Source organism: Nocardia sp. NPDC058497, assembly GCF_042720195.1.
GTDB lineage: Bacteria > Actinomycetota > Actinomycetes > Mycobacteriales > Mycobacteriaceae > Nocardia.
In genome coordinates, this window is sequence record NZ_JBHXMY010000140.1 from 1 (window position 1) to 12,261 (window position 12,261).

At 66.6% G+C, this 12,261-nt stretch carries 17 protein-coding genes; 12 read left to right on the forward strand and 5 right to left on the reverse strand.

Annotated elements, in window-relative coordinates:
* Nucleotides 1-5 precede the first annotated feature (5 nt).
* From rnc to ACFWPJ_RS12430, 6 genes are all read left to right on the forward strand, one after another.
* On the forward strand, nt 6-695 hold the full coding sequence (rnc, locus tag ACFWPJ_RS12405; RefSeq protein ID WP_378850168.1) for a ribonuclease III: 690 nt from the start codon (nt 6-8) through the stop codon (nt 693-695).
* Between the two features lie 79 nt (nt 696-774).
* Nucleotides 775-1,635 carry a bifunctional DNA-formamidopyrimidine glycosylase/DNA-(apurinic or apyrimidinic site) lyase gene (gene mutM / locus ACFWPJ_RS12410; RefSeq protein ID WP_378850126.1) on the forward strand — a complete coding sequence of 287 codons (861 nt, stop codon included), beginning with the start codon at nt 775-777 and terminating at the stop codon, nt 1,633-1,635.
* A 63-nt stretch (nt 1,636-1,698) separates the two neighbouring features.
* The gene (locus tag ACFWPJ_RS12415) at nt 1,699-2,280 is read left to right on the forward strand and encodes a dihydrofolate reductase family protein (RefSeq protein WP_378850129.1); all 582 of its coding nucleotides are present in this window, start codon (nt 1,699-1,701) and stop codon (nt 2,278-2,280) included.
* 5 nt (nt 2,281-2,285) lie between these two features.
* The gene (locus tag ACFWPJ_RS12420) at nt 2,286-3,323 is read left to right on the forward strand and encodes a PHP domain-containing protein (RefSeq protein ID WP_378850132.1); all 1,038 of its coding nucleotides are present in this window, start codon (nt 2,286-2,288) and stop codon (nt 3,321-3,323) included.
* 94 nt (nt 3,324-3,417) lie between these two features.
* Nucleotides 3,418-4,908 carry a PstS family phosphate ABC transporter substrate-binding protein gene (locus ACFWPJ_RS12425; protein WP_378850135.1) on the forward strand — a complete coding sequence of 497 codons (1,491 nt, stop codon included), beginning with the start codon at nt 3,418-3,420 and terminating at the stop codon, nt 4,906-4,908.
* Between the two features lie 283 nt (nt 4,909-5,191).
* Nucleotides 5,192-6,361 (forward strand): glycosyltransferase family 4 protein, encoded by a 1,170-nt coding sequence (locus ACFWPJ_RS12430; protein WP_378850171.1) that lies wholly within the window; start codon nt 5,192-5,194, stop codon nt 6,359-6,361.
* Here the strand turns inward: ACFWPJ_RS12430 and ACFWPJ_RS12435 are convergent.
* The 3 genes from ACFWPJ_RS12435 to ACFWPJ_RS12445 all read right to left on the reverse strand — a co-directional run bounded on the left by ACFWPJ_RS12435 (nt 6,345) and on the right by ACFWPJ_RS12445 (nt 7,773).
* Nucleotides 6,345-6,578, reverse strand: a complete 234-nt coding sequence (locus ACFWPJ_RS12435) for a hypothetical protein (RefSeq protein WP_378850137.1) — start codon at nt 6,576-6,578, stop codon at nt 6,345-6,347. The two genes, ACFWPJ_RS12430 and ACFWPJ_RS12435, sit on opposite strands and share 17 nt — an antisense overlap.
* A 280-nt stretch (nt 6,579-6,858) precedes the next feature.
* Entirely contained in the window at nt 6,859-7,140 is a 282-nt protein-coding gene (locus tag ACFWPJ_RS12440) for a hypothetical protein (RefSeq protein ID WP_378850140.1), read from the reverse strand.
* Between the two features lie 90 nt (nt 7,141-7,230).
* Nucleotides 7,231-7,773: a hypothetical protein gene (locus ACFWPJ_RS12445; protein WP_378850143.1), complete on the reverse strand. Its 543-nt coding sequence runs from the start codon at nt 7,771-7,773 to the stop codon at nt 7,231-7,233.
* A 454-nt stretch (nt 7,774-8,227) separates the two neighbouring features.
* Here ACFWPJ_RS12445 and ACFWPJ_RS12450 point away from each other — a divergent pair, with 454 nt between their 5' ends.
* The 4 genes from ACFWPJ_RS12450 (at nt 8,228) to ACFWPJ_RS12465 (ending at nt 9,409) form a co-directional block, all read left to right on the forward strand.
* On the forward strand, nt 8,228-8,431 hold the full coding sequence (locus tag ACFWPJ_RS12450) for a hypothetical protein (protein WP_378850146.1): 204 nt from the start codon (nt 8,228-8,230) through the stop codon (nt 8,429-8,431).
* On the forward strand, nt 8,432-8,617 hold the full coding sequence (locus ACFWPJ_RS12455) for a hypothetical protein (protein ID WP_378850148.1): 186 nt from the start codon (nt 8,432-8,434) through the stop codon (nt 8,615-8,617).
* A gap of 219 nt (nt 8,618-8,836) precedes the next feature.
* Nucleotides 8,837-9,088, forward strand: coding sequence for a hypothetical protein (locus tag ACFWPJ_RS12460; RefSeq protein ID WP_378850151.1), 252 nt, complete (start codon nt 8,837-8,839; stop codon nt 9,086-9,088).
* Between the two features lie 57 nt (nt 9,089-9,145).
* Nucleotides 9,146-9,409: a hypothetical protein gene (locus ACFWPJ_RS12465; RefSeq protein WP_378850153.1), complete on the forward strand. Its 264-nt coding sequence runs from the start codon at nt 9,146-9,148 to the stop codon at nt 9,407-9,409.
* A 132-nt stretch (nt 9,410-9,541) separates the two neighbouring features.
* Here ACFWPJ_RS12465 and ACFWPJ_RS12470 read toward each other — a convergent pair whose 3' ends face one another.
* Complete coding sequence (locus ACFWPJ_RS12470) at nt 9,542-11,191, reverse strand: serine/threonine protein kinase (RefSeq protein WP_378850156.1); 1,650 nt, start codon at nt 11,189-11,191, stop codon at nt 9,542-9,544.
* A gap of 46 nt (nt 11,192-11,237) precedes the next feature.
* Between ACFWPJ_RS12470 and ACFWPJ_RS12475 the strand changes: the two genes are divergently transcribed.
* Entirely contained in the window at nt 11,238-11,378 is a 141-nt protein-coding gene (locus ACFWPJ_RS12475) for a hypothetical protein (RefSeq protein WP_378850159.1), read from the forward strand.
* 13 nt (nt 11,379-11,391) lie between these two features.
* The gene (locus ACFWPJ_RS12480) at nt 11,392-11,955 is read left to right on the forward strand and encodes a hypothetical protein (RefSeq protein WP_378850162.1); all 564 of its coding nucleotides are present in this window, start codon (nt 11,392-11,394) and stop codon (nt 11,953-11,955) included.
* 79 nt (nt 11,956-12,034) lie between these two features.
* On the opposite strand, the gene ACFWPJ_RS12485 is transcribed toward ACFWPJ_RS12480, so the two are convergent.
* Nucleotides 12,035-12,261 (reverse strand): hypothetical protein (locus ACFWPJ_RS12485; protein ID WP_378850165.1); only part of this gene is annotated, 227 nt, incomplete at its 5' end.

The following is a 12,261-nucleotide window of genomic DNA, read 5'->3' on the forward strand; positions in this document are numbered from 1 at the left end:
CCCGCGTGAACCCCCCCGTGGGTGTCCCCGACCGCCGGGGGGGGCGGCCCCGCGCGGGGCCCCACGGTTCTAACGCGTACGAGAACGGCGGCCTGCCGACCAACGAGCGCCTCGAGTTCCTCGGCGACTCGGTGCTCGGCCTCAGCATCACCGAGCGCCTCTACACCGAGCACCCCGAGAAGTCCGAGGGTGAGCTCGCGAAGCTGCGCGCCAGTGTGGTGAACATGCACGCGCTCGCCGAGGTGGCGCGTGGTCTCGGCGACGGCGGACTCGGTCAGTACCTGCTGCTCGGCAAGGGCGAAGAGCTCACCGGCGGTCGCGACAAGCCGAGCATCCTCGCCGACGGCATGGAATCCCTGCTCGGCGCCGTGCATCTCGAGCACGGCATCGAAGTGGCCCGTGGCGTCGTGCTTCGCCTGTTCGCCGAACTGCTCGAGCGCGGCCCCCGCATGGGTGCCGGCCTCGACTGGAAGACCAGCCTGCAGGAGCTCACCGCCGAACGCGGACTCGGTGTGCCCAGCTACGAGATCACCTCCACCGGCCCGGACCACAACAAGGAGTTCACCGCCACCACGGTGATCGCCGGTCGTCCGTACGGTCAGGGTGTCGGCCGCTCCAAGAAGGAAGCCGAGCAGAAGGCCGCGGGCACCGCCTACAAGGCACTCACCGACGAATCCGTCGCCGACCAAGCGTGACCACGGTGGGCCGGAGGCGGCAGCGGAGCGTAACCACGCAGGCCCTCGAGGGCACGCTCGACGAGACAGTCTGAGACCTGTGCCTGAGCTGCCCGAGGTCGAGGTGGTACGGCGCGGTCTGGCCGAGCATGCGGTCGGTCGTGTCATCGATTCCGTCACCGTCACCCACCCGCGAGCTGTGCGCAGGCACGTCGCGGGTGGTGGCGATTTGGCGGCCCGGCTCATCGGGCTGAAGATCGAGAGCGCGCAGCGTCGCGGTAAGTACCTGTGGCTCACCTTCGACGAACCCGATACCGCGCTGGTCGTGCATCTGGGGATGAGCGGTCAGATGCTGGTGCAGCCCGCGGGCGTCCCCGTCGAGAAGCACGCCCACATTCGCGCCGCCCTCGGTGACGGCAGTGAGCTGCGATTCGTCGACCAGCGCACCTTCGGCGGCTGGGCGCTGGCCGACCTCGTCGAGGTCGACGGCACCGTCGTCCCGGACACGGTCGCCCACATCGCCCGTGATCCGCTGGATCCGCGCTTCGACCGCGAAGCCGTGGTCGCGAAGATCCGCGCCAAGAACACCGAGATCAAGCGGGTGCTGCTCGACCAGACCGTCGTGTCGGGCATCGGCAACATCTACGCCGACGAGGCGCTGTGGCGGGCCGGGCTGCACGGCACCCGCATCGCCGCCGACCTCACCCGGCCGGTGGTGCGCCTCCTGCTCGACAGCGTCACCACGGTCATGAACGAGGCGCTCGCGGTCGGCGGCACCTCCTTCGACGCGCTCTATGTGAATGTGAACGGCGAATCCGGCTATTTCTCCCGGTCGCTGGCCGCCTACGGGCGGGTCGACGAACCGTGCGATCGCTGCGGCACACTGCTCATCCGCGAGCAATTCATGAATCGTTCGTCGTTTTCCTGCCCGAAGTGTCAGCGGAAGCCTCGCCGCCGCTGATCCGGGCACGCTACGGTTTCTCCTGACAGGTCGTTTCGGACCCGGTCCATGCAGGAGGACGTTATGCGCAAGCTGACCTATTTCGTGGCATCGACGATCGACGGGTTCATCGCCGCCGAGGACGGGACCCTGGACTTCTTCCCGGTGGGCGGCGACCACGGCCCATCGATCACCTCGCAGTACCCCGAGACCCTGCCGACCAAGGTGCGCGAGTCGCGCGGCATCGCGGCGGGCAACGTGTACTTCGACACCGTGATCATGGGCCGCAAGACCCACGACTTCGGGGTGCGCACCGGCACCGCGAGCCCGTACGAGCACCTGCGGCAGTTCGTGGTGTCGACGACGCTGCCCGAGTCGCCCGCACCCGGGGTCGAGCTGATCACGGGCGATCCGGTCGCCGCCGTCCGGGAGCTGAAACGCGAAGCGGGACTCGGCATCTGGCTGTGTGGCGGCGGTGAGCTGGCGCAGACGCTGTTGCCCGAGATCGACCAGGTGTTCCTCAAACTGCATCCGGTGGTGCTCGGTACCGGTCGCCCGCTGTTCGGCGGTGGTACGAAACTGCCGGAGCCGGAACGGTTCCGGGTGATCACCAGCCGCGTGTACGCCGACGGCGTCGCGTTCCTCAAGTACGGCCGGATCAGGTAGCGCCCGTGACGTCGGCGGACAGTCCCGGCCCGGTGGCGGCCCTGCGCGAGATCGGGTTCTGGCTCGAACGCTCGCGCGCGGAGACCCACCGGGTGAAGGCTTACCGCCGCGCCGCCGACATCGTCGACGCCCTGTCCGACGCCGAGCGGGCGACCCGGGCGAGCGAGCGCAGCTGGCGTGAGCTGTCCGGTATCGGTCCCAAGACCGCCGCCGTCATCGAACAGGCCTGTGCCGGCGAGGTTCCCGACTATCTGGCCGAATTACGCGGCGCCGCACAACCTGTCGGGCCGGCGGGCGATCCGCTTCGTACCCAGCTGCGCGGTGATCTGCACACGCACTCGGACTGGTCCGACGGCGGCAGCCCGATCGCCGAGATGATGGGCGTCGCCGCCGCGCTCGGCCACGAATACTGTGCGCTGACCGATCATTCGCCGCGCCTGAAAGTCGCCAACGGGCTCTCGGCCGAACGCCTCCTGCGACAGCTCGACGTGATCGCCGAGCTCAACGACCAGCTGGCGCCCTTCCGCATCCTCACCGGCATCGAGGTCGACATCCTCGACGACGGCACCCTCGACCAGCGCGCCGATCTGCTCGAACGCCTGGATGTCGTTGTCGCCAGCGTGCATTCACACCTGCGCGACGACAGCGCCACCATGACCAAGCGCATGGTCTACGCCGTCGCGAATCCGAATGTCGATGTCCTCGGCCATTGCACCGGCCGCCTCGTCACCGGCGGCCGCGGTACCCGTCCCGAATCCAGTTTCGACGCCGAACTCGTCTTCGAAGCCTGCCGCAAATACAGCACCGCCGTGGAGATCAACAGCCGCCCCGAACGCCGCGACCCACCCGGCCGCCTCATCGAGCTGGCCGTCGACATGGGCTGCCACTTCAGCATCGACACCGACGCCCACGCTCCAGGCCAATTGGCTTGGCAGGGTTACGGATGCGAGCGAGCGCTGGCCAACGGCGTCACCGCCGACCGGGTGATCAACACCTGGCCGGTCGACGAGCTGCTGGCGTGGTGCGCGACGACCACCGGGTGAAGACTCGCCGAACTCCTGGCGTCGGGCGCCGCGGTCACGGATCGGCCTGATAGACAGTCGGATACAGGTATCCGGGGTGAGGGGAGGGGAGCCGATGGGCGAATTCCCGGTCGAGATCGTGCTGTCGACGCTCGGTCTGCTCGTGGCGACGGCCGCATTCCTGCGTGAGTTCGTTTTCGTCGGCCGCAAGCGCCTCGGCTACCGCGTGCAGATGAACACGTCGGCCAGCCGGATCCAGCTCACCGACGCCAATGGTGCAGCGGCACAGGGGGGCAACTCGGCGGCAGAGCCGGTGTCGGTGGTGCTGATCCGGATCGAGAACTACGGCTCCACGGTGATCGAGGACGATGACTACGCCGCCGGCGAGAGCCCACGCCTGCTTTTCCGGCACCACACGATCCGGGCGCTCGAGGTCACCGAGCGGGTCACCCGCACGGGGCAACCGGTCACCGCGCTCAGCGATGCCCTGCGGGAGCTGGCGCCCAGCGTAGGCGCGGACAATGCCGCGCGGATCGTGCTGCCGAGCGAACGGCTCGAACGCGGTGAGCACTACAAGGTGCTGGCTGTGCTGACAGGTCCGGCGCCCGATCCGCAAGACGTCAACGCGGAGCAGGTGGTGAGCAAGGCCGGCAGCCTCAAGGGCGGCCGATTCGTCGAAACCACCAGCCGCTCCCGGCGGGAACCCGCACTGCTCGGCCTGAGCGTGTTCCTCGCCCTGGTGGTGATGGTGCAATTGCTGGCCACCGTGCTGCGCGGCGATCCGCCGCCGCGCGACTGTGCTGCCGGCGATCTCACCGTAGTCGGCTCCACCGCGATGGCGCCGATGATCCGCGAGGCGGCGCGGAACTACGAGAAGACCTGCACCGGAGCGCGATTCCGGTTCGACTTCGCCGGCACCGAGCCGGGGCTGCGCGCGTTGGCCACAGCGGGGCCGACGCAGGGCATGCTCGCCATCGGTGACGGGTCCAAGGGCACCTCGTTCGAGGCGCTCACCGAGCTGCCGCTGGCTCGCGCGTCGTTCTCCATGGTCGTGCACCCGGGTGTCGGGCTGAAAGACCTGACGACGCAGCAGGTCAGGGATCTCTACCGCGGAAGCATCGAGAACTGGAACCAGATCGGCGGACCCGATCTGCCGGTGGTCCTGATCGACCGGACCGCGGGCTCGGGGACGCGCCGCGCGCTGGAGTCGAGACTGCTCGAGGACAACCGCAAGGTGTTCCGCTACACCAGCTGCATCGGGATGGCCGCCGGCGGCGAGCAGTGCGAGGTCGACGTGACCGAGGAAGTGGCTACGTTCGTTGCCAAAATCCCTGGTGCGGTGGGGTATCTGGAAACCTCGGCCGTCGGTGACGAGGTCAGGGCGGTGACGATCGACGGGGTCGGGCCAACGCCCGACACGATCCGTTCCGGCGCCTACCGGTTCACCGGTGTCGAGTACGCCTACACTCATGGACCGGTCGCCGGTGATTCGCTGGTGGCTCAGTTCCTGGACTATCTGACGCGGGGTAAGGCCAGGCTTACCATGACCGAGTTCGGCAACATCCCGTGCGTCGATCCGGCCGAACCGAAATTCTGTACGCCGTAGACCGCCTCTGACGGCGTAATCTCCTGTCGCGGTACAGAATCGCCGAGTCGAAAACCCAGCAAACCACTGGTTTACTCGCCGGTAGCGGGGTACGTTCCACTACGGCCCCTCTGTTCAGGCGGGCACCTATGTGGTGCGCTCCACGTCTGACCAGGCCAACCATGCCCCATGGACGGCGGTGAAGCTCTCGTCTCCACCCCGCCGAGGCGGCCATCTCTTGTTCGCGCAAGTGTTGCGAGGTTGTGTCCCTGGAAGGAAGGTCATGAGTGCAGATACGTCGGCAATGTCGCCGACCGGGTTCTCCACGTCCGATCTCTACTCGATCGAGCACAACGGCGGCCCACTGCGGATCGCGATGGTGGTTCCACCGTATTTCGATGTCCCTCCCAAGGCGTACGGCGGCGTCGAGGCCGTCGTAGCCGATCTGGTCGATTCGCTCTGTGAGCGCGGCCATCACGTCACCCTGTTCGGAGCGGGCGAACCGGGTACCAAGGCGAATTTCGTCCCGCTGTGGGACCGGATCGTCCCGGAACGACTCGGTGATCCGTTCCCCGAGGTGGTGCACGCCCTGCGGGTGCGCCGCGCGATCGAGCGCCTGGCCGAGACCGAAGGTATCGACCTGGTCCACGATCACACCTTCGCGGGCCCGCTGAACGCGCCCGCCTACGCCAATCTCGGTCTGCCGACGGTGGTCACCGTGCACGGTCCCGTGCAGGACGACTGCTACCGCTACTACCGCGAACTGGGCGAGGAATGCTCGCTCGTCTCGATCAGCGACCGGCAGCGCGAACTCGCGCCCGACCTGCCGTGGGCAGGACGCGTGCACAACGCGCTGCGGCCGGACCTGTGGCCGTTCCAGACCGAGAAGCAGGACTACGCGCTGTTCCTCGGCCGCTTCACGATGGACAAGGGCCCGCATCTGGCGCTCGACGCCGCCCACGCGGCCGGAATCCCGCTCATCCTGGCGGGCAAGTGTTCCGAGCCGCTGGAGAAGGCCTACTTCGAGGAGTACGTGCGCCCACGGCTGACCGACAGCGATCATGTATTCGGTCTCGCCGACGCGGCGGCCAAGCGTAAACTCTTGGCTGGAGCGCGGTGTCTGCTGTTCCCCATTCGCTGGGAGGAGCCGTTCGGCATGGTGATGATCGAGGCAATGGTCTGCGGAACGCCTGTGGTCGCGTTGCGCGGCGGCGCGGTGGCCGAGGTGCTGGTCGACGGCGTCACCGGACGCATCTGTGAGGAGCCGGACGAGCTGCCCGGCGCCATCGCGGAAGTCGCGACGTTCGATCCGGCGGCCTGCCGGGCGCACGTCGAAGCGAATTTCGGCGCCGACACTCTCGGCGGTGGCTACGAGCAGGTGTACCGGCAATTGTTGGCCCGCACCACGATCGGGTACGGCAACGCGTTCGCGATGCCGATGCCGTTCGGGGCGGCGGTCAGCGGGCGCGTATGAGCCTGAACAGCGCGTCGCGGGGGGGCCCCCCCCCGCCCCGCGCGCCCCCCCCCCCCACCCCCACCACTGGCCCGACACCGGACAACTCCACGAAGCCGTCGCGTGCTTGCAAGGCGGAAGCGGGCACGACGACATCGATCTTGGTTGTCTGCTGACGATTCAGCAACGTGACCAGGTCACACAACTCGGCATGACGAACAGAGGTAGACAGCGACACGAGACACTCCTTCGAATGAAATAGACAGGACGGATGGAAAGGGCGGAGCCTGCCGCAGGCACGGACACGGACAGAGCAGGCGAAGACCGCGGTCCGCCTCGAAATGGACTCGGCTTCACCGCAGTTGGCGGAACAACACGCAGGGCTGTCCTCGGGCGGAAGGTCGGAGGCGTTGCAAGGGAGTACGGGACTCGGGTCGTTCGGCTGTAGAGCAGTGAGTCCTTCTTGCCGCCGACTCAGCTGCGCGCTGGCGCTCGGAGAGCCGAATTGGGGGTGCTCGTCAGTCTCGGGGCGGCGCGGTGAGCCAACGTGTGAGCGTGCGAAGCTGTTGCATGATGTGGCTGGCCGGGCCGGATCCGGTTCGCTCGTATTCGGTGTTCCAGAGGTAGCTGACCACGATCTGGGCAGCGCTGACGACATCGTCGCCCGCGGTGAGTAGTTCGTCTCCGGCTTGTCGGTCTGCGAGTTCTCGGCAGCGTCGCGTGGCCGAGTCCGGGACCAGCTTCGAATCGGTCGAGCCAGAAGCGCTGGTCCCCGCGTGTGGCACCTCAGTGTCAGACACGGCGGTTCCTCTCCAGCCCGCGGCACAGGCAGCTGCCGATGCGCGAGTGCGTTATCGCACAGGGCGAGGCAGATCTGCCGGTTGCCCAGATCATTGGTGCGACCAGCTGCCACCGCGCGGTTTCAGGTGGCGTCGATTCGCGCGTTTCCACTCGGTGGCGTTCGGGTCAGCCGCATAGCGGTGCCCGCCGGGATAGACGGTGACAGCGAGTTGATGCGCCCGCACCAGCGCCTTGATCGCACTGTCGAGACCGTCGCGATCAAGGATGTGGAAGGTGATCGGGCTGATGGTGAGCGCAACATAGCTGATCTTGCGCCGCATCCCCTCGTGATACACCTGCTCCACCGAGGCCGAACCGGTCGGGGTATGTGTCCAGGTGATCGACGTGAGCGCCGACACCTCTGAAGCTGGCGGTTCCACGACCGGCAACCACACCCGCTTGGCCACTCCGAACATCGCTTGGCGCGCCAATCCGAACAACCCCAGCATCCGCTGGACCTGTTCGGCCGAGGTGAACGTCATAGCGATCCGCCCCCACCTCGCGACAACCCTCGCATCGCTGCTGCCCACTCCGACGACGTCGATGGCGATCGGCTGCTCACCGGCCAACACCGCCGCCACAGTGGTGACCACTCCGTTCCGACGATCCAAAGGTGGCCGTCGAACCTGATCGAACGCGAGGACGGGAGACTGCATGGATGTCATGAGCGAATTTCCGTTCTGGTCGTTGGACGAATGCGATCCCGTTTTCCGCCACCTTGAGCCGCATGCCGGGATCCGGCGTGGAAATGGAATTCATCGTTTGCGGTTCTTTCTGAGCTCGGTGGCGAGGCTGATACGCCGGGTGAGGGCTTGGCGGCACCGTGGCTACCCGGTCGTCCCCGAGCCTGATCCACGCCTCGTACCAAGCCTCGGTCGGTTTGCCTTGTCGCAGCGCGCCTTCGTCGGCCGGTTCTTGTGACCAGAACCGGCATTGGCAGTCGAGGTCACCGCAGCGCGACGGCATTGCGCCGGTGGCATTGAACCGGTCTGTGCGCCCGGCCAGCAGGACGCATGCCTGGCGGGAGTAGTGCGCGCATTGGCGCAGGTGGATCGTGCGACGTTGCTCGATTCCTGGACCGCTGAGGACCGCACCGACTACGCGGGCCTGCGCCCACCTGCGGAATGGGTCACCGCGAACAAGGAGGAAGCGATCACCGCCGCGATCAACGAGACCGCGCGCACCGGCCAGCCGGCCAAGGTCATCATCTCCACCCCGTGGCAGGTGACCGCAGGGATCAGCAACGATTAGGTGCAGTCGATCGGCCGCTACAGCCTGTGCTCGACCACCGCGGTGATCGCCCAGCCGGCCAACCCGGGCCAGAACCCGATCGAGCTGCGTCAGCAAACCCATATCTACGACGTCTACGACTACGCCGCCAGTGACGACTACGGCAACCCGGCCCAGCAGGCGGTCCAGGTCGGTGTCGATGGGTGAAAAGCTCGGCGTCGCCAAATCTTTCCTGGTGTTGGGGTCGTCGTCGGTGCATTCCTGGTCCGGCATCCGCTGAGGATCCGAGCATTGTCCGCCGCGCGCCCGCAGCGGGCAATGCCGCACAATGAGCCCATGTCCACCATCGACCCGACGACCGAAACGTGACGCCACAGCGCTGGCTGGGGTGTCGGTGCCGGGCTGTTCCTGGCGGTGGTGGTTTTCGTGCCGGCGGTCTTCCTGAGGGTTTCGGCCACGCCGCCGCATCTGCGTGCCCGGCCGGTCGAGGTGCCTGTGTCGTACTGGTTCACCTGGCTTGGTGGGCTGGCCGTTTTGCTCGTCCCGGCGGTGGTGCTGGCGATGCGGCCGCGCACGCGGCGGGTCGCGGCGGGATATGTCGTCGCTGCGGGCCTGGCCGCTGTGGTGTTGGCAGGGTTGGTGGTCGGGTTCGAGCTGGGTGGGTTCGCGCCTGCCTGATCCAAACCGGCGCGGCCCGGGTCATGCTGATCGCGGTGACCGAGCGAGGAGTGGAAATTGATCGATCGATACTTCAATGGGCGGCTGATCGGGCTGGTCGACTTCGAAGACGTGGTGGTCGAACAGCGCGCGATCGAATTCACCGACCCCGCGATTCCCGTACGGGGTTCTCACCTTGCCGTGATCGTGCCCGATGACGGGCTGTGGCCCGCAGCCAAAGTACAGATCAGCCCGGATGTTGCTGAGGTTTCCGTGGAGTTCGTGTTGTGGGCGATCGAGAAGGCCAGAGAACTGGTGCAACGTGACTCCTCCGGCGGATAGTCGCGACGCGACGCGCTGGGGGCCTTGGACCTGATCGGCGGGTAGCTCGCCTGGGATCGTGGTCGTTCTGCCCGTGCCCACGGTCAGCGCCACGACCGGCTGGGTCCGAGGCCCGCAAGCTTCCGAGCAGGATCAGTTCAGCGGCGCCGATTTCCACCATTGTTTCAGCTCAGCTGCCGAGCCGGTGATGGTCGCCGATTCCGACAACCATTCGGTGTACATGAGGAATTGGGTGCGTGCGGGGTCGCCCGTGAAGACGGTGACGATTCTGTGCGCGCTCAACCGATCACCCTGCTCGCCCTGGTTCCCGGTGTCGATGAACGCGTAGTTGGTGTAGGACTTTCCGGCGGCTTTGTTGGTGTCGACCGACTTCACGGGCGACGGTAGGCCGCGCACCACTGACTCGACGGCCAAGGCACTGTTGTAGGCGTAGATCCGGAAGTGGATCTTTGCTGTGGACTGGGCGGAAGGGGCGCAGTTGATCTGCCACTGCCAGTCCCCGAAGTCCGGGTCCCACCAACTGTCGTTGACACTGGAAGGCCAGCTGTAGCATTTGCCGCCGCCGTAGGCGGTGTCGGTGTCGGCGGGCACCATGGCCGGGAAGGCGTTATGTATCGCTGCCCCGTCCGGGGTGATCGGCTTTGCCGCGGTAGTTGTCGCACTCGCGGCAGTCGAGGGTATTTGTCCTCTAGAGGTGAGGGTGATGCCGATGGAGATGCTGATCACCAGCGCGACCGTGATGGCGATGCCGACCAGTACCGCGACCTTTCTGCTGCTCGCCGACCGGGCCGGTGGGCTCGGTTGGTGTCGGGGCAGTGGCGGCGGGGTGAGAGCTGACGCTGACATCGACGGTTGGCCAGTGCCTACCCCTATGCGGTCGGGAGCCTGGTAGAGCCGCGTCGTGGCATTTCTTGCGGCCAGGCCTGCACCCTGTGGGGAAGGAATCGAGGCGGGTCCGTTCACTGCGGCGGCCGCGGCGGCCGCGAACGCGGCGCAGTTCGGGTATCTGTCTTGGGGCCGCTTGGCCATCGCCGTCGCGAGCACGATGTCCAGGGCTGGGGGTAGATCCCCGCGCACACTGCTGAGACGTGGTGGTGGCTGCTGCAGGTGTCGTTGGATGACGACGGCGGGGTTTGTCGCGTCGAAAGGCGAAGTGCCGGTGAGCAGTCGGAACAGGGTGCATGCGAGAGAGTACTGATCGGAGCGGCCATCGACGGTGACTCCGGTGAGTTGTTCGGGCGAGGCGAAGGCTAGAGTCGCCATGAATGTCCCGGTCCGGGTGAGACTGGTGGCATTGTCGTCACCGAGGCGAGCGATCCCGAAGTCGGTGAGGTGGATGCGCTCGTGACCGTGGTCGATGGGCTCGATCAGGATGTTGGCTGGTTTCACGTCGCGGTGCAGTACACCGCGGCTGTGCGCGAAGTCCAGTGCCTGAGCGGTTTCGGAGATGATGTGGACCGCGCGGATCGGGTCGAGCGGCTGCGGCAGCGCCGCGGCGTCGCCACCGTTGATGTAGCGCATCGAGATCCACAGCTGACCAGCATCGACGCCTCGGTCGTACACGGTAACGATGTTCGGGTGTTCCAATCCCGCGACCAGGTCGGCTTCGCGCTCGAACCTCGCCCGGATCTCGGTGTCGGAGAACTGCTCCGGATTGAGGACCTTGATCGCGGTCAATCGGGGCAGGCGCGGGTGCCGGGCGAGATAGACCATGCCGATTCCCCCACGACCGAGCAGCTTTTCGATGGTGTATCCGGCGAAGACATCTCCCGAGGCAAACACCAGGAGAATGCTAGTGGAGGTAGCGCGTCGTGGGATCGTGGTCACCATGCCCCTGCCCACGTTCGGCGCTCACGAGCGCCGGGGGTGGCGGCTGGCCGCACGGACACCCGGGTTCGATGTCATCGACCCGGACCGGCTGGCGTGGGAGCCGGCGGTCACCGGTTATGACACGATCATGATCGGGTGAGGCACGACCGCGCATGTCGGCGGGTTCCGGCTCGCCGAGGGCACGCCGGTCGCTTCGTCGGCCGCTGCGGGCCCTCAGCGTGGCGCTCGACGGAGCGGGACTGAAAACCTCGGTGTCGGTGGTTCCCGCATCCAGTGCGAGCAAGGTCCTCTACTACGTCACTCTCCTGCAGAGCCAGAAGCTCAAAGTTGCTGCGTTGCTGGATTCCGACCAAGCGGGCGACAAGGCTGCACAGCAAGACGAGCTGGTGCACCTGCTCACGAGCAAGCAGATCCTCCGCACCAAGGACTACTGTGGCGGCACGGTGGCGCGTGCTGAGATCGAAGACCTTCTACGAGACACCCTGGTCGATGTCGCGAAGGACAACATGGGCTGGGACGTCACGACCACCGCATCCTCGCAGCCAAGCCGACCGATCATCGACATTTTCACCAAGGAGATCTCCGGGTTCTCGAAGTTCAAGCTCGCCCGCGCCTTCGTGCGCTGGCTGAGCACGCACGACATCTCGGACCTCACAACGGACGAACGCGCCGGTGTCACCGCACTGTTCAAGGCCATCAACAACGCAGTGAAGTAGCGCCGCTGGGTCGCAGCGGCGCAATATCCCATCACAGGTGTGCCAACTCGCCTCCGCCGACATGGCTGCGGCGCCGTCGTCAGGGAAGCAGCTTGTAGAGCCGGACCAGTTCGGTGCCGATCTGGGCCGCGTGATCGCATCCGCCGCTTTCGGTGGTGAGCCGGATCAGCTCGATGGGATAGTCGGAGAGGTCGATTTCGCGGCGCCGTTTCTCCAGGTCGGGACGAACGGCGTCGATACCGATCCAGAGCTGGCAGTATCCCGGGGACCCCACGGCGGTGGCGGGTTTTGCGGTGGCCGGAAAAC

Coding starts and splice junctions, on each gene's coding strand:
- ACFWPJ_RS12415 (WP_378850129.1), top strand. CDS start 1,699: ATGCGCAAGCTGACCTATTTCGTGGCATCGACGATCGACGGGTTCATC.
- ACFWPJ_RS12425 (WP_378850135.1), top strand. CDS start 3,418: ATGGGCGAATTCCCGGTCGAGATCGTGCTGTCGACGCTCGGTCTGCTC.
- ACFWPJ_RS12430 (WP_378850171.1), top strand. CDS start 5,192: ATGTCGCCGACCGGGTTCTCCACGTCCGATCTCTACTCGATCGAGCAC.
- ACFWPJ_RS12475 (WP_378850159.1), top strand. CDS start 11,238: ATGCCCCTGCCCACGTTCGGCGCTCACGAGCGCCGGGGGTGGCGGCTG.
- ACFWPJ_RS12480 (WP_378850162.1), top strand. CDS start 11,392: ATGTCGGCGGGTTCCGGCTCGCCGAGGGCACGCCGGTCGCTTCGTCGG.